The 20,952-nt window shown below is 45.5% G+C and carries 19 protein-coding genes; 11 read left to right on the forward strand and 8 right to left on the reverse strand.

Translation table 11 applies throughout. The features are described 5' to 3' along the window. Positions 1 to 15 precede the first annotated feature (15 nt). Both ROJ03_RS07175 and ROJ03_RS07180 read right to left on the reverse strand, forming a co-directional pair. Entirely contained in the window at positions 16 to 1,215 is a 1,200-nt protein-coding gene (locus ROJ03_RS07175; protein WP_313726332.1) for a GGDEF domain-containing protein, read from the reverse strand. A 276-nt stretch (positions 1,216 to 1,491) separates the two neighbouring features. Continuing rightward, the gene (locus ROJ03_RS07180; RefSeq protein WP_313726334.1) at positions 1,492 to 1,815 is read right to left on the reverse strand and encodes a hypothetical protein; all 324 of its coding nucleotides are present in this window, start codon (positions 1,813 to 1,815) and stop codon (positions 1,492 to 1,494) included. Between the two features lie 267 nt (positions 1,816 to 2,082). On the opposite strand from ROJ03_RS07180, the gene ROJ03_RS07185 reads away from it, so the two are divergent. Then, positions 2,083 to 3,051, forward strand: coding sequence for a hypothetical protein (locus ROJ03_RS07185; protein WP_313726335.1), 969 nt, complete (start codon positions 2,083 to 2,085; stop codon positions 3,049 to 3,051). 255 nt (positions 3,052 to 3,306) lie between these two features. Here the strand turns inward: ROJ03_RS07185 and ROJ03_RS07190 are convergent, their stop codons facing one another. From ROJ03_RS07190 to ROJ03_RS07205, 4 genes are all read right to left on the reverse strand, one after another. Further along, positions 3,307 to 3,810, reverse strand: a complete 504-nt coding sequence (locus tag ROJ03_RS07190) for a MarR family transcriptional regulator (protein ID WP_313726336.1) — start codon at positions 3,808 to 3,810, stop codon at positions 3,307 to 3,309. Between the two features lie 148 nt (positions 3,811 to 3,958). Then, complete coding sequence (locus ROJ03_RS07195; protein WP_313726338.1) at positions 3,959 to 5,749, reverse strand: acetylxylan esterase; 1,791 nt, start codon at positions 5,747 to 5,749, stop codon at positions 3,959 to 3,961. A gap of 517 nt (positions 5,750 to 6,266) precedes the next feature. After that, positions 6,267 to 7,034, reverse strand: a complete 768-nt coding sequence (locus ROJ03_RS07200) for a DeoR/GlpR family DNA-binding transcription regulator (protein ID WP_313726339.1) — start codon at positions 7,032 to 7,034, stop codon at positions 6,267 to 6,269. Positions 7,035 to 7,056: 22 nt separating this feature from the next. Further along, positions 7,057 to 7,590 carry a VOC family protein gene (locus tag ROJ03_RS07205; protein ID WP_313726340.1) on the reverse strand — a complete coding sequence of 178 codons (534 nt, stop codon included), beginning with the start codon at positions 7,588 to 7,590 and terminating at the stop codon, positions 7,057 to 7,059. 404 nt (positions 7,591 to 7,994) lie between these two features. On the opposite strand from ROJ03_RS07205, the gene ROJ03_RS07210 reads away from it, so the two are divergent. From ROJ03_RS07210 to trxA, 9 genes are all read left to right on the forward strand, one after another. After that, positions 7,995 to 8,567, forward strand: coding sequence for a sugar isomerase (locus tag ROJ03_RS07210; protein ID WP_313726341.1), 573 nt, complete (start codon positions 7,995 to 7,997; stop codon positions 8,565 to 8,567). 13 nt (positions 8,568 to 8,580) lie between these two features. Next, a complete protein-coding gene (locus tag ROJ03_RS07215; protein ID WP_313726342.1) occupies positions 8,581 to 9,054 on the forward strand; it encodes a VOC family protein in 474 nt (157 codons plus the stop codon). A 62-nt stretch (positions 9,055 to 9,116) separates the two neighbouring features. Beyond that, positions 9,117 to 10,106, forward strand: a complete 990-nt coding sequence (locus ROJ03_RS07220; RefSeq protein ID WP_313726343.1) for a substrate-binding domain-containing protein — start codon at positions 9,117 to 9,119, stop codon at positions 10,104 to 10,106. Positions 10,107 to 10,629: 523 nt separating this feature from the next. Then, complete coding sequence (locus ROJ03_RS07225; RefSeq protein WP_313726344.1) at positions 10,630 to 12,135, forward strand: sugar ABC transporter ATP-binding protein; 1,506 nt, start codon at positions 10,630 to 10,632, stop codon at positions 12,133 to 12,135. Between the two features lie 11 nt (positions 12,136 to 12,146). Next, a complete protein-coding gene (locus tag ROJ03_RS07230; protein ID WP_313726345.1) occupies positions 12,147 to 13,181 on the forward strand; it encodes an ABC transporter permease in 1,035 nt (344 codons plus the stop codon). Beyond that, positions 13,178 to 14,185: an ABC transporter permease gene (locus ROJ03_RS07235; protein ID WP_313726346.1), complete on the forward strand. Its 1,008-nt coding sequence runs from the start codon at positions 13,178 to 13,180 to the stop codon at positions 14,183 to 14,185. Before ROJ03_RS07230 ends, ROJ03_RS07235 begins: the two co-directional genes overlap by 4 nt. After that, the gene (locus tag ROJ03_RS07240) at positions 14,182 to 15,045 is read left to right on the forward strand and encodes a sugar phosphate isomerase/epimerase family protein (protein WP_313726347.1); all 864 of its coding nucleotides are present in this window, start codon (positions 14,182 to 14,184) and stop codon (positions 15,043 to 15,045) included. Before ROJ03_RS07235 ends, ROJ03_RS07240 begins: the two co-directional genes overlap by 4 nt. A 742-nt stretch (positions 15,046 to 15,787) precedes the next feature. After that, entirely contained in the window at positions 15,788 to 16,186 is a 399-nt protein-coding gene (locus ROJ03_RS07245) for a single-stranded DNA-binding protein (RefSeq protein ID WP_313726348.1), read from the forward strand. Between the two features lie 74 nt (positions 16,187 to 16,260). Further along, the gene (trxA, locus tag ROJ03_RS07250; protein WP_313726349.1) at positions 16,261 to 16,581 is read left to right on the forward strand and encodes a thioredoxin; all 321 of its coding nucleotides are present in this window, start codon (positions 16,261 to 16,263) and stop codon (positions 16,579 to 16,581) included. A gap of 48 nt (positions 16,582 to 16,629) precedes the next feature. Here trxA and ROJ03_RS07255 read toward each other — a convergent pair whose 3' ends face one another. Further along, on the reverse strand, positions 16,630 to 17,589 hold the full coding sequence (locus ROJ03_RS07255) for a hypothetical protein (protein WP_313726350.1): 960 nt from the start codon (positions 17,587 to 17,589) through the stop codon (positions 16,630 to 16,632). An 89-nt stretch (positions 17,590 to 17,678) separates the two neighbouring features. Between ROJ03_RS07255 and argH the strand changes: the two genes are divergently transcribed. Continuing rightward, on the forward strand, positions 17,679 to 19,052 hold the full coding sequence (gene argH, locus ROJ03_RS07260) for an argininosuccinate lyase (RefSeq protein ID WP_313726351.1): 1,374 nt from the start codon (positions 17,679 to 17,681) through the stop codon (positions 19,050 to 19,052). 55 nt (positions 19,053 to 19,107) lie between these two features. Here the strand turns inward: argH and ROJ03_RS07265 are convergent, their stop codons facing one another. After that, positions 19,108 to 20,871 (reverse strand): Na/Pi cotransporter family protein, encoded by a 1,764-nt coding sequence (locus tag ROJ03_RS07265; RefSeq protein WP_313726352.1) that lies wholly within the window; start codon positions 20,869 to 20,871, stop codon positions 19,108 to 19,110. Between the last annotated feature and the right edge of the window lie 81 nt (positions 20,872 to 20,952).

Raw genomic sequence — 20,952 nt, forward strand, 5'->3', positions numbered from 1 at the left:
TCTGGGATCGGGTTACTACTTGAAGATCCCGATCCCCCCTTTGCCGTTTCTTTTTATCTCATACATTGCAGAATCGGCATTTCTTATCAGGGTCTCACTATCTTTGCTGGAGTCAGGGTATATGGCAATGCCTATCGAAGCATTTACCCTGCACTCCAGTGCACCCATGTGGATAGCTTCTTGAGCTTTCTCATGTATCTTGTTGGCAAGATGTATCGCAACAGTCATATCGTCGGCATCATGAATGATGGCCGCAAATTCATCTCCACCCAGCCGTGCCACGAAATCGTTTTTCCGGAGGGTCTTCAATATCCTGTTTCCGACTGTAATGAGAACCCTATCCCCAACTTCGTGACCGTATGTATCATTGATGAACTTGAATCCATCCAGATCGATGTACAGGAGGATGAACTTGCTTGAATCCCTTTCACTCTCCGTTACAAACCTTTCTAAATTCTCAAAGAAGAACCTTCTATTGGGGAGACCCGTCAACATGTCGTAGTTGGCGTACCTCTCCAATTGCACAGCAGCTTCATGGAGTCTACCTGTTTCCTTTTGGATTTTTAGGTTCTCATTTTCCAGTGCATGCATTTCCGAAAATTTCTTCAGGGAGTAGAAAACCGTCCCATAGGCTGACAAGGTAAGGGTGACCAAAAGCAAAAGGGGCCATTTGTAGGTAGTCAGGCTATTGAGGATATCGTCTGTGACGAAGAGGAAATAGGCAAGGTTGAGGAATATGCAGAGGATCAAGAATGAGAATATCGGCCAGTTGTTGGCCATCGATTGGTACAAGGAGATCAAGTATCTCTGAAAAACGAGAATGACAATTATGTAGAGTCCCAAGCGAATCATGGTGTGGGCATAGATGGGGTAGGGGAACAACCTGCCTAGATGGAAACTGAGGACGATGGTTGCCATTGCGATATTGACGGTTGTGAGGAAGGAAAAGCTCCACTGCATGATGTTGAGTTTGGTCAAGGGTTTGAGCGCAAGGCCGACTACAACAAAGAGCACCAGGTTGAAGCGGGACAGTCCTGTAAGGGTTCCATACCGATAGAACCAGAGTGTGCTGGCAATATTGATGACAAAGACGAAGATGGCGACAGCGATGGTGGTCTTTCTGCCGATTTTGGATTTGGTCAGGGTAAACAGGAGGATCACATTCATGACGGATGAGACGCTACTCCGAAGGATATTGCTGATAAGGTCATTCACCGGTAACGCTCCTTCTCTGGCTAACAGTCAGTATGGATGTTCCCATTCAGCATGGTACTGGCTGGAACCATTAGATGTATTGGATGCAGTATCTCCTGCTTGCTCGGCATCGTATTTCTAGAAAACTGTGGATACACACTACCTCATAGGCCTGCATTGGGAAAGAGTTCACTGACGCATATCCCGCATTCCGGTATGAAATCGAACGAAAGGGCCATTTCAGATAGTGCATCTATGGCTTTGCTCCTCTGCAAGCAATGAGGTCTGTAACCAAGCTCATCCGTATTTTCCAGATCCTGAAAGCTCCTGCAGCACAGGATCTGCAAGATATGTGGATGCTTGTTGCTGACCAAACGCATCAACGAGGAGCTTGCATATGCTTTGTCTGCCATCTTTCGGAAGTGAAAGGAAAAGTCGAAGGGCACCCAACATACTGGCTATTGGAAGTTGTAGGAGGAGGAAAGTTTTATTTCGGTTTACGAAAAGAAGTAATTCTATTGTAGTACCACCACGTATAGATAGATGTATTGTATATCCTGATAAGAGAATACTTGTGCAACCCATTCGATTGTGCTTGCTTTCAAGGTGTGTTACTCTCACAAATAGATGATGATACTACTGCTATGAGATACACGGAATCAACGGAGGCCTACGCCTAACGTTGGAAAGGGTATGGATAGAATGGTACGTTTTCGTCGTATTACACTACTTCTACTCATTGCATGCTCTTGTTTTGTCTTGCTGGGAGTCGCTGCTTCATATGCTGCGGAATCGCCGATTTATCTGCAGAAATCCCCAGGAACTTTTACCCATCCATCAATCTTTGGCGCCAAGTTAGGACGTCTGACCATCAATTCCAGTACCCCTATGTACAATCCAACGATCCTGATAACCGGTGTAGACAGCAGTTACAACGTCTACCTGATAGGGCCTCTTCGATGGAGTGAAACAGGCACCTGGAATTACACGAAAGAGATACAGATGAATGTGCTCGCTGTCTCCTATCCCGAGGGACTGGGTGGGACGGCTTTCATCAGGGCCATCAAGGACAAACAGCCCCTGTTGGGGGGCTGGAGTAACCAGGAGGTGACAACAACTCCCTTTTATGTGGATATCTATCTGGTGAATGCAAATGATTACGGGGGAACAACCAACACGGGACTCGTTTCAAACCTCAATAGCAATGGCGCTTTTTTCAAATTGGATTCTCCCTATACCTTCAAAAACCTTTTCAACCCCCACTTTACCATTGGCATTACCGATGCTCTCGACCAGGGGCCCTATGTATTTCCTGAAGCTGGCGCCCCAACTCAAGGACAATTCATACCCATCGATGGTGTTGTTGGGCAAGGGACGACCCCCGTAGTAGACCCCAATGGCTATACTTCCGGTGAAGGTGGCAATGACGGGTTCTGGTATGGTGATCAGGTTCCCCAACCGGTTTCCTACCTCTTCTCGTTCTTGGAAAACTCTGTTTCCTTTGACCTGAGTGCTGCGTACGGGAACAAGAAAAAAGAGATCAATACAGCTCGGATGGAAGTAGTGAATGGGGTTGTAGGAGGAGAATATGCACAAAAGGTAACCTTCTCCACTACAGGGACAACCAACTCTTTTCAACTCAAACCAGTCATTGGTGATGGGTTTGGCATAGACTTTACCCTCTATTTTGGATCAGGTCAGGTACTGTATGGGACACCAATCCTTTGGGACGAGTTGACTCCTGCAATGAATACACGGTCTCTGTCTATTGGTAATATTGACGAAAGCCAGGTACTTGAACGTGTTGGGGGAGGCTATCAGGTAACAATCTGTATAACCATCACCAACAATGACTAGAGCTATGCCAAGAAGCAGGTAGGGCCAGGGTATTGGTGCATGATCCTGCCCTGTTGCCGATTTCCCATGGCGAGGTGCAGGGCAAGATATCGCCATACAACATTTCCTTAAAACTTTTCAGATGACATCCTGAAAAATCTTCATTGGAAGTATGCCTTCTTCACGGTAGGCCGTATCCTCCCTTTTTATCCAGGAGCCTACGCAAATATGGTGTTGGACCGTAGCGTAAGAGGGAAATACTCTATGGCACACTCCCTAGAGTTTTATCAACCGAGTTTTTGTGAAACTGTTGGTATCAGAGTCAAGATGGTCGGCAAGATTTCCAATCGCAGAGACAACATGTTTGAGATCCTCTTCAGACAGGCTATCCAACTGGGAAAACATTTCCTTGAAGCCCAATTCGCAAAGCCCTTTGCTTTTCTCGATATAAAAGGCTTTTCCAAACTCTGATGGTCGTAAAATGATATTTTTAAGGTTATCTTCCTTCCTGTATCTTTCAACTAGGTTTTGAAGGACAAGTTTTTTTACATACTTTGAGAAAGTGCTTTGGGGCATGCCAAGGAAGCGGCAAAGTTCATTCATCTTCAAGTACTCATCCTCATGTTCAATGATGCACTCCAATACTTGCCAGCTCTGGGCTGAGAGAAGAATGTCTTCATGGCCGCCCAACTCAATATTATACCCACGTACGTATATGTTGGCATATCTAATCAGCTGGCCGACCAAACCCCTATAGCGTCCCATCCAACTCAATTCCATTGAAATACTCCAAACTCCACAAAATATAATGCAAAAGGGTTTCCTAAGAAACTCTTATTGAGTATATCAGACATCATTGCAACAATGATAGAACAACCCGGTGCCTTGGATTATCCAAGGCACCGGAAAAGAATACTACACGTACCGTTTACAAGGCAACCGCAAACACCCCAGCTGCTGTCAGATACCATACGATGAACAGCGTTGTCATGCTGATACCCACATACACCCTGCCTGTCTTTCGGAAGAAATAGGTATATAGACAAGCAACAAGTGGCCAAAGCACAAGAAGGGGTAGGTAATAGATGCCACCCATTCCGGCTGCTGTCTGGACCAATGGATTTGAGCCGAAAATAATCGACCCTCCGGCGAGTATGGGGATATACAAGATCAATAGCCAAATGACAGCCCCAAGAGTCATCACAATGGAGTTGATCAACATTTCTTTTCCCAGACTAAGGTTGCCTTTCTTTGGCCTCTGGAATCCGGAAAGAATAATCCCTTGGGGGATGAAATAGAGTGCAAATGGAACCAAATAGCCGAGAAATGCCAAGAATCGCCTTCCAGTAAAAGGAAGGAGTGTGACAACCCAAACCCTAAAGTCGACCTTCCATACTGAATCAATGAATACCAGAATGAGGTAGACTGGCAATAAGGTACAGATTGCCAAAATGCCCGATTTGAAGATACGCACCCAGTTACATGTACCGGAAGCATCAGTGAGGCCGTAGTGTTCCAACCGAGCTCCCTTTCCCTTTAGTGTTGTGTAATGACCCGCGATCATGAGAACTATGGCAATCGCCCCAACAAGGACAGACCAAACCATGTACACATTGGTGAAATTCTGTGGCCAGAGTCTGTTTGGGTTGATCCACGGAACAAAGAACATATTATTCCATACAAAAAGGTACAGAAGAGGGCCAAGGGCTGTGGTGATCAATGCACTTACCCACCAACTTTTCCCTTCATACCCCCGATACTCCGGAAGTTTCTCTTTCAGCTCACCGAAATAGTTGGTGTTGAGGAGCAGTGAACCCATTGGGAAGAGGAAAAGCATTGCACCTAGCAGGGCAAGAGTGGTACCAATGAGCTTAATGGGCCAGATCTGGTTTCTTGGGGAAAGGGTGTTTCCTCCTGTCAACGTCAGATGCATCCATTCCAAGGCATTTGCAATGGCGGGTATCGAATCTGTAGCCCCTGCATGGTCTTCCCATGGCTGATAGAGAATTCGGGCGGTTCCATCTTCAATCGATCCGTAGATTTTTCCTGCTTCAATTGGTGCATCGGTAGCAAAAAGTGGTTGTAGGACAGGCGAAACTGGTGCTTCAGAACCCTTTCCGACGAATATCATCACTCCAAGTTCTGTAACAGTTCCAATATTGAACGCTGCATTTTTAACATATTTGGCAGCTGAGAGATCCATGGAACCAGGGGAAGAGACCTCTGATTCCATGAAAAACACAGATGAGTACCCTTCTGGGTCTGAAAGAATGGCGCCCATGGCCCCCGCGAAGCCTCCCTGGGACATGCCTACAATACCAATGTTGTCTGTATCAACATTCGGAAGGCTTTTCAGATACGCCAAACCAGCGGGACCACCGGCGCCATGGTCAAGATTTTTCCCTGTGGTTCTTCCATGGCCGCTCATATCCATGGAAAGGACTACATATCCTCTTCTTGCGAATTCCAATGCAGTATTTGCCATATGGTTCTTCTGGTTGTTCAAGCCGTGGATGGCGAGTATTGCCGGCATTTTTTCTGCTACATTCTTGGGCGTGTATACGTAGGCACTGACCGAGAATCCTGGCTCTTGCCATATGGAAACCTCGTCAACTCTGACTTTCCCAAGCCCTGAGTTTACCCATGAAGCCAACAGGCTTCCGCCTACCATCAGGATTATTGCAAGATAGAGCAACTTCCATGTTTTTCCTTGTTTCATACTGTACCTCCTGTTTTCTATAGAATTAAAATAAATTCTACAGAAATAATAATTCATACTATGCGATTTAGCAACGTAATTCCTTCCGATGGGAAGCTATGAAACAGAAAATCAAAGTTCTGGACGTTAAGGGGTAGCATACAAAGGTCCTTTTTCATGTGCTGAAAGCAAAAATTCAAACAATCCATATTACCAGGAACAATTTTGTCATTCCTGTGAATCTGAAGAAGATACCAATATGAACCGTCCCTTTTGAAGAAGCTGTTATTGGGATTCAATTCGGACCTTTTGAGTGTTAAAGAAATGACGGTATTTATTGAAGAAGGCTACCTGTTTATAAAGCAACCGAAGCTGAAGCAGATCATTCGAAGATGATTTACTAAAAGTATATTCCAGTAAGCTTCAGATGTCTGGATAGTGATGTGAAAGGCCCAATCCTGACTAATTGAAGGTGCTATTGTATGAAAAGACGTTGAGGGTTTTATATCTAATAAGCAATCTCATATTATACTTAAAATCAAACAATATAAAGCTTAACCCCATTAGAGGTTATGAAATCCTTATAAACTTGTGAGATTCCGTCATCAGTTATGATTGCTGTCAAAGTTGTAATATTAGTAAATACACATGTACTTACCTTATCGAATTTGCTCGAGTCAGTGATGAGGATCCGTTCTTGACTACAATCGAGCATTGCTTGTTTCAATGGTACATCTTCAAAATAACCACAGGTAATTCCGTGATTGATATCAAAGGCGGTCGCACCGATGAAGCATTTCCCGGCACGGAAATGTTGAAGAAAATCGGCAGATTCCTGATTATAGAAAACTCGAGGTTTATTCAAGTATATACCACCGGGGCAAATAACCGAAGATTGGTCAAGTTTAACGAGTAATTCTATTGCAAGAAAAGATGGAGAAATAATGGTATAGGATGATTCTCGAGGTAATAATCTAGCTATTGTAGCCGCAGTAGTTCCTGAATCTAAAAAAAATACCTCATTTGGCTTCAATAGACTAATGGCCTTGCTTGCTATTTTTTCTTTGATGATCATGTTTTTCTTGAGTTCAGAGTCAACGGTATAATTAAGTAGTTTTTCAGGTATATGCGACGTAACACCTCCAAAGACTTGCTTGATTAATCCTCGGCTTGCCAAGAGTGTGCAATCTCTGCGCACAGTCATTTCGGATACGTTAAGAGTATTCGCTAAGTCTTTGATGGTAATGAAGTGAAGATTGTTGATGATATCTACTTCTTTTTGTTGTCTGTTGTTCAAGGTGTTCATTTGCTGCTCAGTATATAATAAATTATTCATGAGAAAAAGTGCTATTCAAGAAAGGATAGACTCTTTCGGGTTCGCGACGACGTAACGGTCGTTGAATCAATTCATAACAAATTCCATACAGTTCTTCTGTATCCAAATATGCATAATGGCCATCACCATCAAGACCAAAACCTCCTCCCTCCATGATTACTGATATTCCATTTTTTTTGACGATTTCAAGAGAGCTTTTCATATTTTGTACATAGATGCCAAGATGTTGCAGACCGTACCCATGTTTCTCAATAAAATCGGTATACACGGTGTGACCTTTCAAAGGTTGGATAAGTTCAATTCTCGTACTCCCAAAATATCCAAGAGCAATTCGTGAAGAGTAGCATGTAGGTTCGCCTTTGTATGTCATGAATGATAGGATTTGTGGACCGTAGGTGTAGATCTTCCAATCGCCAATGCCAAATTTCTCATAGTAACCTTGGATCATGGTATCAACGTTTTCCACGACAAACCCAAGTTGTCCGATTGATGAATCCAGAATGGATAATTTTTCTTTTATCGGCATGTTTTTCTCCTACCTTTGATTGGCTTGGTTTGCCTTAGGATACTTGAATTAATCAACTACTGGATCCGTTTTTTTACAGTTTTCAGTACCATAGATACCTCTGATACTACATTTTTTGAAATTCCTGATGCCTTATAATGATAAACTTATTAACAATGCATGTCTAAATTTATTACACTAAATACTACAATAGTCAATAAATTTATCAAAAATGAAGCATTTATTAGTAAAAAAGTTGACATATTAGCAATGTAATGGTAGAACTTTAACAAGTAGTGCTAGATACATTCTAAAGATAATGCTGAGGAATGTGATTATGTAGTAGAGCGATTGTGGCTTACTCTCGATGCTGGTGAAAATTATATTTTATATAAGAATTTAGATCGATGATAAGGAGTAGCAAGATGGATTTCAAGAAACTTGCTGACGTGATACTTGAGGAGAACCGACAGGTACTGGATAGGATTGACGTCAAGGAAATAAACCGCTTGATTGAGGAAATTGATAAAGCTAAGACCATTCAACTCTATGCGATGGGCAGGATGGGACTCTCCATGAGAGGCTTCACCATGCGTTTGAAGCACATGGGCTATGATGCTTATGTCGTTTACGACACTACCACGCCTTGCATAGGGGAAGGAGACTTGTTGCTGGTTCTATGCGGCATGACCAATGTGGAGATGAACATAGTCAAGCTTTCAAAGGAAGCCAAAGCCACTATCGGTATTCTCAGCCCCCATCCGGAGAATGAGATTGGGCAACTGGCAGATTTCACTGTCAGGGTTCCTGGGCAGTTCTTCGGGGATCCAAGCGAAGTCAAATCAATCCAGCCGATGTGCACAATTCTGGAGCAGTCGATGTTCCTGCTCACCGACATCGTTACCATGATGATCATCGAGAAAAATCATATTGATATCGACAAGATGCATAAGAGACACACCAATCTGGAAGGATTGTTGAAACCATTCACGAAATAGAAGGGGACTGGGTATGAAAGATGGAGATATCTGCCAGATAGCAGAGGTTGTGACCGACATCGACAAGGCAATGAAGGCTCTTTGGGAAGGCTTTGGAATGGGACCCTGGGAAATCTATGAGTACGGACCGACAACGGTACGTAATTCTATGTATCGCGGAAAGCCGAACCTACAGAGATATAAGCTGGCTGTGTGCTGGATCGGGCCGGTTCAATTTGAGCTGATGCAACCGATTGATGGATATAGCATCTATAACGAATTTCTTGAGAAGTCCAATGGGAAAAGTGGTATTCAGCACTTCAAGCTCTATTACAAGGATTGCAAGAAGAAAATCGAGGAGCTGAAGAAGAAAGGATATGAAGTCATCCAGTCAGGAGAGATTGGGGATGATGAATTTTATTACCTTTCCACTGAGGACACGATTGGGACGGTAATAGAAATTGGCAATGCTGGCTCGATTCCTGCACCGCTAAGGACATATCCTTAGAAATAGACAAAGGAAGCAAAACACTGAATAAGTGGAAGAATCGTAAAAAAGGAGACAAAGGTATGAAAAAAATTGTGTTGGTAATGGTGATTGCATTCGTTGCACTCTCACTTTTCGCACAGGGTACAAAGGAGGCTGCAAAGACCCAGCCGGAGATGATACTCAATCCAAAGCTCATTTCAGCTTGGTTCGAGCCTTATGAAACCGATGGTATTGCTGCAGGCACTGAATATGGCGCAAAGGTCTATTTCAAGGCTAGTGCAGCGGCAGACGAGGCCGAGCAGGTTCGGATACTTGAGGATGCTATCAATACTGGAGTAAATGCTCTTCTTGTAGTTCCTAACGATGCGAACTCGCTTGTTCCGACTTTTAAGAAAGCTAGAGCTCAGGGAATCGTGGTAATGACCCATGAGTCACCGAATCAGCCTGAAGCCGACTTTGATATTGAGATGATTGACAATGTCAAGTTTGGCGAAAAGTTTATCGATGAATTCGTGAGAATTACAGGTTCGAAAGAGGGTGAATATGCTATATTCGTAGGATCCCTGACAGTTCCAGCACATAATATCTGGGCGGATGCAGCCATTGCGTATGCCAAGAAGAACTACCCAGGCCTAAAGCTTGTTGCTAGCAAATTCCCAGTATCAGAAGACAGGAATGCAGCTCGCCAGCAGACTCTTGAGTTGCTTCAGGTGTATCCTAAGCTGAAAGGTATTCTCGGATTCGGAAGTCAGGGTGGCCCAGGTGCTGCACAAGCTCTCAGAGAAGTTGGTAGAACTGCTGATGTAACCGTAATCTGCACCACCAGCCCGGCAGAAGCCTCTCCGTTCTTGAAGGATAATTCCATCGATGAATGCATCCTCTGGTCCTCTGGAGATGCAGCGAAAGCTATGGTCTATATAGCAAAGCTTGTCCTTGAGGGAAAGCGTGATCAGATCAAGCAGGGTGTAGAGATTCCTGGACTGGGTAAGCCAACAGTAGACGGCATGAACCTGATATTTGATTTCCCGCTTATTGTTGATAAGACTAACAGTGACAAGTACAATTTCTAGTTTGCATTGATTTACTTTTAATGTGCGGGATTGGGAGAATTCCCTCCCGCACATTTAGTAATAAGGCTGACATCTGAACTGTCAATGAAAGAGAACCTCTCAAGGGTACGGTTCAACGAATTAGGTAGCTGATTGTATGTTGCATGTCATGATGCAAACGAGAAAAAAATCAAGAGCAAAATTTTCTGCTTGGATATTTGTTGCTTTCTTATAAGGTGAATGAATCAGCCAGACCGGAAAAGGATGGCATCCTGCCGATAGAGGAATAATGATAAGTATTTGGCTCTTGATCGACACAAGGATTATTTAGGAATGCTTCAATTTGGATGACACGAAGTGGTCGTTCTTGGCGCTTCCTGCAAAATGCATAGTACCGTATGGTTTTGTGCCTGAATTCAGGTACAATTTAAAAAATAGTCTGTTTGGTTGGATCTTCGTTTGCTGTGCGGTATGATTGACGGAGTGAGGATGGCAGGGTTTACCTCCCCCACTTGCACGATTCAGCCATAAAAGAGGGGAGCAGATGGATTTTATTGCAATTGAAAACTGCAGCAAGGCATTTGGAGGAGTCAAGGCTTTGAAGGACATCTCGTTCTCTGTCGAGAAGGGAGAGATACATGGCCTTGTAGGGGAGAATGGAAGCGGAAAATCTACTCTTATCAACATATTAGCGGGTTCGCTTTCTGCAGATACCGGAAAGATAACCATTGCCGGGGTACCGATGGCTTCCTATGGTCCTCTTTCCGGTATGCAGTATGGAATCAGCGTAATCTATCAGGATTTTTCCTTGTTTCCGAACTTAACAGTACTGGAGAACGTCTGCCTTTCCAATCAGATAAAGGGCAAGAAAACTTTCTTCTCTGTCAAAAAGCACTCAAATGAAGTCCAGAGCATCTTGGACCAACTAGATGCCAATATCAGCCTTTTCGATATTGTCGGAGAAATCCCCATAGCCAAACAACAGATGGTGGCAATAGCCAGAGCATTGAATAATAATCCAAAGCTTTTGATATTTGATGAACCAACCACTGCTCTTACCAGGGGGGAGATAAACAATCTTTTTAAAATTATTGAGATGTTGAAGTCAACGGGTATATCTATCATCTTCATCAGCCATAAGATTGATGAGATCATGGAAATCTGCGATGTCGTTACCATACTGAGGGATGGAGTAGTAATCGATGTCAAGCAGATTTGCGATGTAAGTGTTGCTGAGATAGAGAAACTAATGGTTGGAGCATCCACTGTCTATACCAAGCATGTCGATGATTCATTGCTCAACAGTGATTCTTATATGCTCAAGGTTAAGAGCTTGTCTAAAACCAACAATTTCCAGGATATCTCATTTGATCTTAAGAAAGGTGAAATCATAGGATTTACTGGCCTTCTGGGTTCCGGTCGTACTGAAATTGCCACTGCTTTATTTGGAATTGCTCCGGCAGACAGCGGGGAGATCGAGATTGATGGACAGCGCGTTTCAATCGGCAACGTTCAGGATGCAGTAAACCATGGCATAGCCTATGTTCCGGAAAACCGCCTAACCCAAGGGTTGGTGATGGATTATTCCCAAAGAGATAATATTATTCTTCCCACAATCAGCAAATTCTCAAAAAAAGGTCTTTTGGACGAGGTTAGGATGACTGATAAGGCCAACTTTTGGATTGATGAGGTGAAAGTCAAGACAGATGATGTTTTCAAGGAAGTCAAAACTCTTTCAGGAGGAAACCAGCAGAAGATCGTATTGGCTAAGTGGCTGGAGATGAATCCTAAAGTGCTAATCCTGGATGGCCCAACGGTTGGCGTAGACGTCGGCGCCAAAGCCAGTATTTTCAAGACAATCCACGAGATGGTTGAGAAATACGGGATGTCTGTCATTTTAATTTCTGATGAGATTCGTGAGCTGACTGCCAATTGCAACCGTATTTTGGTCATGCAGAATGGAAGGCTCCGCAGGATTCTGGATAGCCCTCAGGAGATAGATGATGAATACATCAAAAACATTCTTGATGAGCAAAAAAGAGCAATTTAGGAAGTAGTAGCATGAAACAACTAAAAAATATCCTCAAAAAGAGAGAGGCCTTGCTTGCAATGATAATCTTGGTCTACTCGGCTTTCGTTGCAATCATGGCACCGACATTCCTCACTTATGGAAACCTAACCAATGTGCTCAAGGCTTGTTCTGTCACGGGTATCTTTTCCTTGGGAGTGCTGATAATCATCATCAGTGGAGGATTCGATGTATCTTTTACAGCTATTGCACAAGTCACAGAGTATTTTTGTGTATATTTCATGGTCAACTGGTTTACACACGGCAATCTGTTGCAAACTATATTTTTGGCAAGTATAGTCGGGGCCATGATGGGGCTTTTCAATGGCTTCCTGATTGATCATTTCAAGATGCCCGCTATCATTATCACGATTTCTACTCAAAACCTCTTTTATGGCCTGATGTATGTGGTTACGAGGGGAAAATTGTTGTATACCATCCCAGAATATATCTGGCCTTTAGCTGATGGCAAGATATTCAAGGTGGCACAGGCAGTTGGTTCTCCCTATGGGATCAGTTATGTCACGGTTCTCTGGTTCGTCATGGCAGTCTTTCTTGACTTTGTACTGCGGAAAACCACGTTTGGCAGAACCATCTATTGGGTTGGTGGCAACCGAACAGCAGCTAAAAGAGTCGGTGTCAACATGTTCCGTAATACGATGCTGGTCTACGGTATCGCAGGGGCGATTGTTGGAATAGGATCAATAGCCCACGTTGCTATAGTCCAGACGGTAATTCCAAATTCAATTGTAGGCACTGAGATGTCGGTAATCGCTGCAATCATTCTTGGAGGTGCTTCAATCTCTGGAGGAAGAGGTTCTGTGCTCGGTTCCATTCTGGGTGTCTTGCTGTTCCAGATAGTGAACAACAGTCTTACCTTGTTGAAAATTTCATCATACTGGTACAACGTATTCACAGGGGCCATCATTATACTCAGCCTTATTCTAAATGCAGTTCAAGAAATACAGCAAAAGAAGCAGATCATTAGAGTTAAAGTTGAAGCTGACATCAAGGAGGCTGCTGTATGATCAATAAGAATATCTTCCAGAGAATGAGGGAAAGTGAGTTCTTTTCGCTTCTGATTACCATCATAGCAATATTCCTTTTCATGTATCTGCTCAATGGCTCTAGATTCCTGTCTTTCAGAAATCTCACAACTATGATGTACCAAATGCCGACCATTGGCTTTATGGCCATTGGCATGCTGATATCTGAGCTTACCGGCGGTATTAACCTTTCTATTGTCGCAGCTGCCAATTTTAACGGCATCATAATCCATGTGGTACTCAAGGCTCTCACATCTGGTAATACTGCAAATTCCGGCAATATCCAGGTGTGTATTGCACTTTTGGTAGGCCTTCTGGCTTGTATCCTGATTGGGCTTATCAATGGGTTGCTGATTTCAAAACTGAAGATTCCTGCTCTTCTGGTTACATTGGGTATGTCCACATTTCTCCAGGGGCTTAGCATCCTAATAACCATGGGGTATACCATCTCTGGATTCCCAAAGCAGATCACTTGGTTCGGGGTAGGGGAGGTTCTTCGAATTCCCGTGTCAATTATCCTGTTTATTGTCGTCGTAGTTGGTCTTCACTTTGTTTTGGACCGCACGGTGTACGGGAAACAGCTCTATATGACAGGAGCAAACCCCGAGGCTGCTAGGTTTTCCAATGTCAATACAGACAAGGTCATCATTCTGGAGTACATTTTATCCGCTGTTCTGTCTTTTTTCGCCTCAATGGTTATGATTGGTCAGATGAACTCAGTCAAGGCAGACTACTATGAATCATATGTTTTGATTGCAGTTCTGGCGACTTTCCTTGGGGGAGTGAAGCCTTCTGGTGGATTCGGGAAACTTTTAGGCACTGTGATGGCCTCCATCATCCTTCAGTTGATTTCTACAGGCCTGAACCTGAAGAGATTTGATCCCTACCTTGTTACAGCAATTTGGGGTTCTATCATTATACTTGTTCTTTTCGGGAGAGAGATTTCCAACAAGATAATACATATGATAAAAAGGAGCGCCAAATGAGAAAGATTGGCATCTACTACGCATTCTGGACACATGATTGGGCCGCGGATTTCTTTCCGTTGGTCCCTAAAGTAAAGAAACTTGGCTATGACATTCTTGAGGTGCACAGTGGGATACTGGCTGATTGGACTGAGTCAAAAAGACTGGATCTAGCCAAAGCAACCAAGGATGAAGGTATCCAGCTTTCATACGGACTAGGCTGTAGCTCTGAGAATGATGTCTCTTCTCCCGATGAGAGCATTCGTCAGAATGGATTGAGATACATGACTTCACTAATCCATGCTATTGGAAGGATGGGAGGAGGAGTGATCCAAGGTTCCACATACTGCGCATGGCCAAAGCAGTTGGCGCTCGGAGAAAGCAAGCAGCAATATGTTGACCAGAGTTTCAAAAGCATGAAGCAATTGGCAAAGGTGGCTGAAGACTGCAATGTTATAGTCAACATGGAGATCCTCAATCGCTTTGAGCAGTTTATTTTCAATACTGTTGCCGAGGCTTTGCCATTTGTCAGTGCCATTGATAGCCCTAATCTTGGCCTGTTGCTCGATACATTCCATATGAATATTGAAGAAGATTCCATGTCTCAAGCAATTATCCTTGCCGGAAAGTACATGAAAGGGCTTCATTGTGGGGAAACTAATAGAAAGCCAGTAGGTTTGGGCAGGATACCGTGGAAAGAAATACGAGAAGCTCTGGATACGATTCACTTTAATGGACAGATAATTCAGGAACCATTTGTTATGTCCGGTGGGCAAGTTGGCCAGGATATTTCAGTTTGGCGCAATGTCATTGAAAATCCAGATCTTGATAAGTTGGCAGCTGATTCTGCTGTTTTCATGAGAAGAGTTCTGGTTGATTGAATTGTAGATAAAGATATTTGATCTCACTATCGGCAGAAACACTTTCCAGAACCTTGAATATTCCGTAATTCTCACCGGACATTGTATCTTTGAAATCGTGTAGAGATCACCATTTGGTTCCGAAAAGGAACTGATGCGCATCGATACCCCATGGTGTGCAAAAGCACCGCCAAGGACTGCCCGATAGAGTTTGGTCACAAATATCGATCAGACAGGCACAGCAATGGCTGTCTGATGGCTTTTTGTGTCCAACATGGTATCGGTAGGAAAGACCTTCATGTCCTCTCCCTTGTACAAGAGCGGCTCAAGCAGAAATATCTCTCCTTTTTGATCTCACAAGGACTCCCTTTTCCGATGAAGTTCACCGGTCTACAAACCATCACCTTGTAATCATCGACGAGTAGCGTTTTGTCCAGGTTCAGAAGCTGAGGGAAAACCGCTTAAATATTGAAGTGGGCTCTGAGGGGAATAGTGTAAGAAAGGGTGCCCATTACAGCATGAAGAACCCTCAGAAAGCAGTGAGAAGGATACCCAATCAACGATTAAGTCCCTTATGGAACGTCAAATATAGGTAAAAATTAACACATTTCTTAACGGAATCACGTACTCTGGAACTTTGAAACTTGAAGTGAACCCATGCCCTTTCTTTCTTACACAAGTGAGATCACAAACAAAAATACCAAGAAAGCGTGGCCTGAGCTGTGCAGGTAGAAAGGGTTTTGTGAGGAAAAGGATGGTACGGATGAACAACTTGAATTCGGTCTTGCTGGAAGGGAACCTGGTTCGTGACCCTGAAAAGGTATTGGTAGGGAGTAACGGCAGCGTCATGGGGCGCTTCTCCATTGCAGTGAACCGCTATTACAAGAATGCCAAGGCAGAGGCCGTTGAGGAGGTCATGTACATAGGGGTGCAGGTCTGGGGAGGATTGGCAGAGGGGTGCCTGAACTACCTGAAGAAAGGAAGGGGAGTGCGGGTGGTCGGACGGCTACGCCAAGAGCGGTGGACCGACAAGGATGGGGACAACCGGGAGAAAATCCTGGTGGTGGCAGAGCATGTGGAGTTCAAGCCGGAAAACTCCGAGAAGGTACCTGACCTGCGTCCAGAGGAGGAGATGCCTTTTGATGAAGAGGTTTCCCTCTAGGTGAAGTTGTTGATAGCTCTATCTTTTTCCCCGGTTTGCCGCTATTATGGTTCTCGAGACAAGGAGCCTTACCTATGAGTGAAATAATCATTACCTCGGAAAATTTTGAAACTGAGATTTTGAAGGCGGACAAACCGGTACTGGTCGACTTTTGGGCGCCCTGGTGTGGCCCATGCAAGATGATCGCCCCAGCCATTGCCCAGATTGCTGAGAAGTACTCAGGGAAATTGATAGTTGCGAAGGTCAACGTCGATGAGGTTGTGTCCATTGCCAGCAAATTCAACGTAAGCAGCATCCCTACCCTGATGATCTTCAAGAAAGGTGAAGTGGTAGCCCAACGTATGGGAGCCGCCTCCCTTGCTGTTCTGGAAGGGTTTGTAAACCAGAATCTCTGAGCAATACAACACGGCCATGTAGGGGAGGTTTTTGCCTCCTCTTTTTTTTCACTGCCCCGCATATCTGGTAGGTGAGTTCTCCCTGCCAAAACTGGCACCCTTGGTGTCGCAGATGTACCAATCATTTTGGCTGTTTGTATCCATATAGCTCTCCCTGCAGATCGACCGTGTTGCAGTACTGTCTGTGGAGTCGATGGCCTCTTCTGCCAAGGGGGAGTTCCATACACCACTTTCATAGAGCTGGCTGGCCCCCAATTCCGTCTCCCGCGAACCAAAGCCGCTGAAGGTGGTGGTTGTCTTGTTGCTGTAGATTACAGCATCGAGGATGGTGCTCTCCCAGTCAGGGGATTCCGTAACGGTGATGCAACCGTTGTTGGAGCTCAACCCGCCAAGGTTCTCGCTAGGATACAAAGCCTCAGTTCCCCCTTCCTGAAATCCTATCACCACAAAATCACCCTGGTATACCCACTTGTCTCCCAGAATACACCTATCACTTGCCAATGGCCCGACCCCATTGGCGACGGTGAGACCGGCAAGGTTGCCTGCCTTGGTTACCAATAACTCCACGCGGTCAGGGTTGTTGCCAGATCCTTTGGTCGAAAACTCATTGATGAGAACCTCTGCCCTGTTGGGGTTGTGTGCCCAGACAGAGAGGGAGAACCGGGTGCTATTACCCCAAAAATCTTCCACCCTCCCTTCGAGCCTTGCCGAACTGGCAATATCCATGGCTGTGGTGAGATAGAGGAGGATGGTCTCACCTCTGCACAACAGGTTGGTGGTCTTTACCCCATTGACAAGCAAGTTGATGGTTTTCCCCTGGATGTCCTCACTGAAGATGAGCTTGATGCAAGTGGTATCGACAGCCTGCGCGCTGAGAAGTTTCGGTGGGGTGCTGTCCTGTTTTTCGAAGAGGTTTATGCCGGTAGGACCCTCTTGGTTACACCCACAGCCGCTGGTGAGCAGGACAACCAGAAAGACAGAAATGAGTATCAGTTTACATGTTTTCATACCAGCACTGGCGCGTAAGTTAGGCAATTGCTTCAATTGACAGAAAGGGAGTAAAAAACCTAGACTTGAACCATCTTTGGGGGGTACCAATGTCCAAGCTTTGGCAGAAAGATTATTCGCTTGATTCGCTTATGGAAGAGTTTACGGTAAGCAAGGATTACATCCTGGACCAACAGTTGGTCATTGCCGATGCCCTGGCATCGATAGCCCATGCTCGTGGGCTTGAGTTGATCGGGCTTTTGGATGAAGAGGACCTCTCTAGTCTTGAAGAGGGGTTGCAGGAGGTTATCCGCCTGAGGCAGAAGGATGCATTTCCCATAACCAAGAGCGATGAGGACTGTCATACCGCCATTGAAGGGTTCCTTACCGATAGGATAGGGGAGGCCGGCAAGCGTATCCATACAGGACGGAGCCGAAACGATCAGGTGCAGACTGCCTTACGCCTCTGGATGCGGGAATTTTCCCTCAAGCTCTGCAGGGAGACAGGGACTCTGGCCAAAAACCTGCTCTTGTTTGCCAAACGATATGAATTTGTCCCGATGCCCGGCAGGACCCATATGCAGATTGCGATGCCATCATCGGTTGGGTTGTGGGCAGCCTCGTTTGCTGAGGAACTCTATGATGAGGCCCAGCACCTGATGCAGCTATCCTGGACGCTTGACCAGAGTCCCTTGGGCTCTGCCGCCTCCTACGGGGTTCCCCTCGCCTTGGACAGGGAGTTCGTTGCCTCTGAGATGGGCTTTTCCCGGGTCCAGAACAACGTGCTCTATGCAAACAACAGCCGGGGCAAGTTTGAGGCCATGCTTCTTGATAGCTGTGACTATATCGGCCTGACCATCAGCAAGCTTGCCCAGGACCTCATCCTCTTCACCCTGCCGGAATTTGGATACTTCTCCCTTCCCCAGGAGCTCTGCACAGGATCGTCCATCATGCCCCAGAAGAAGAATCCCGATGGCCTTGAGCTTGCGAGAAGCCGCTCCGCCTTGGTCTCAGCCTGTTCGATGCAGGTAAAGTCCATCATCAGGAGTCTTCCTTCTGGGTACAACAGGGATTTCCAGGATACGAAGGAGCCTCTGATGCAGGGGACCAAAGCCACCTGGACCCTGGTGCAGATCATGGCTCTGATGCTCGATGGGCTCATTGTCAACGAGGAACAGCTTATACAGGCATGCGTGCCATCCCTCTATGCTACAGACATTGTCATGCAAAAGGTTCTTGAAGGTGGGAATTTCCGTGATACCTACAAGGATGTGGGGCTTCACCTTGACGCTGTTGCTGCTCTGGACCCAATAGAGACCATCAAAACCCGTACGAGTCTGGGTACTACTGGAAACCTCGCCCTTGATGATGACCTCATGTTTGTCAACCTCATGATCGATGGCTGCACCCAGGTATTGGACTCCTATGGTGAGGCCTACGAGTCCTTGTGCGGTATCGAAGGGGTGGAGACTGTGTTGTACTGAGTACCTTATTCCACTGATATGAATAGATAGTGAAAAGAGGGACTTGATAGGAGTATCAGGTCCCTTCTTCTTCATCCTTTACCAGAATGGCAATAGGACGACCGGAGCGCTTTTGGAGCATCGGTGTATGCTTCACAGCCTGATGGTAGGCTTCGGCAATGTTTGTGCAGTAGTCGCCGATGTGTTCCAGGTGGCGAATCTTTTCGAGGATAAGCAGCTCCTTGCGGACATCAGCCTTCTCGATGGAGAGCCTTGCCTGAACCAGATTGGTAAGGTGGTTCCTCCAGGTGTTGATCTGCTCCTCAAACTCGTTTGCCTTCTGCATCTCCGCCTTGGTAAGGGTCCTGTCCATACGGTCTCGGACATAGTCAAGGAACTCCTGGACAAGAGTCTGGTACTGGCGTAGCTCATCATCGGTCTCTGCATCGAATGTCCAGTTCTGCTGGTATCGCTTCTGGCCAAGCATGACGAGGTTGTAGCAACTGTCCGTAACGGACTCAAGCTCATCCATTACCCGAATGAGGCAGTTGAGGGAGGATGCATTGGTAGGGGTCTGGGAGTCCTGCAAAAGATGCACACAGAAGTCTGAAAGCTGTTCCTGCATCTGGTCGGCATACTCCTCATCATGTTTCATCGCCTGGACGTCCGCTTCCATGTTTGCATCGGGGTTGTTGAACATGTTGCGGTAGCGGGTAAGCATATTGCATGCAAGGTTGGCCATTTTCTGGATCTCATCCCTGATAGTGATCATATAGAGCTCAGGGGAATCTATGAAAGTACCGCCGATATATTTGAAATGGTAGGTCCCTTCGTCATATTCGTCCTTGGGAGGGACCAACTTTTCAATGAGGTTTGCGTATTGTCGAACAAAGGGAAAGAACAATATTGTGTTCAGAACGTTGAATACTGTATGGAACATCGCCAAAAAGAGGGGCAGTTGTTGGGCCAGGGCCTCAGGGGAGAGCGAGTAGATGTCCTTGAGGGTGAGAGCATTCACCAACAGCAGCAGGGGCTTGAGGAATATGACTGCCAAGAAGCTGCCGGTCACGTTAAAGAGTATGTGTGCCAGGGCAGCACGTTTTGCCGTAGTGCTGGTGCCTATGGAGGCAAGATAGGCTGTGATGGTGGTACCGATGTTCGAGCCAAGGATCAGGGCGGCTGAGGCCGTGACGCCAAGCCATCCATTGAAGGCCATGGTGAGTGTCATGGTCATCGCTGCGGCAGAGGATTGGACCACGACGGTTACGGCGGTTCCGATAAGCACACAGGTCAAAATCATCAAAAGTGAGTCCTTGTTGAACCTGCTGAGGAACTCAAGGGCCTCTACGTTCCCGCTTAGGTCGGGCATGGAGTGCTGCATGAAGTTGAGGCCAAGGAACAGGAGCCCGAAACCGAGCATGATGTCGGCCAACTCGCGGATATTGCTTTTTTTGGAGAACATCATCGGAACTCCAATGGCGATGGAAAAGAGTGCCAGGGTGGAGATGTCCATCTTGAAGCCTAGCAAGGCCACTATCCAACCGGTAAAGGTGGTACCGATGTTGGCGCCAAGGATGACCCCGATAGCCTGGAAGAGGTCCATCAGCCCTGCGTTGACAAAACTGACTACCATGACTGTCGTTGCTGAAGAGCTCTGGATGAGGATGGTGATGATGATACCGGTCATTACAGAGACAAATCGATTCTTTGTCATAAGCCTGAGAACGGACTTAAGTCTATTACCGGCAGTTTTTTGGAGACCTTCACTAAGAAGTTTGATACCATACAGGAAAAGGCCCAGACTGCCAATAATCTTAAACAGGGTCATAATAATATTCATATCGGCTCAAACGTATCAATTATGTGCCACCTTGGTAAAGTAGTTGGCTGAAGATTTATTTTTACAAGTGACTCCATGGAG

The sequence above is a fragment of the Sphaerochaeta sp. PS genome, assembly GCF_032144095.1.
Taxonomy (GTDB): Bacteria; Spirochaetota; Spirochaetia; order Sphaerochaetales; family Sphaerochaetaceae; genus Sphaerochaeta.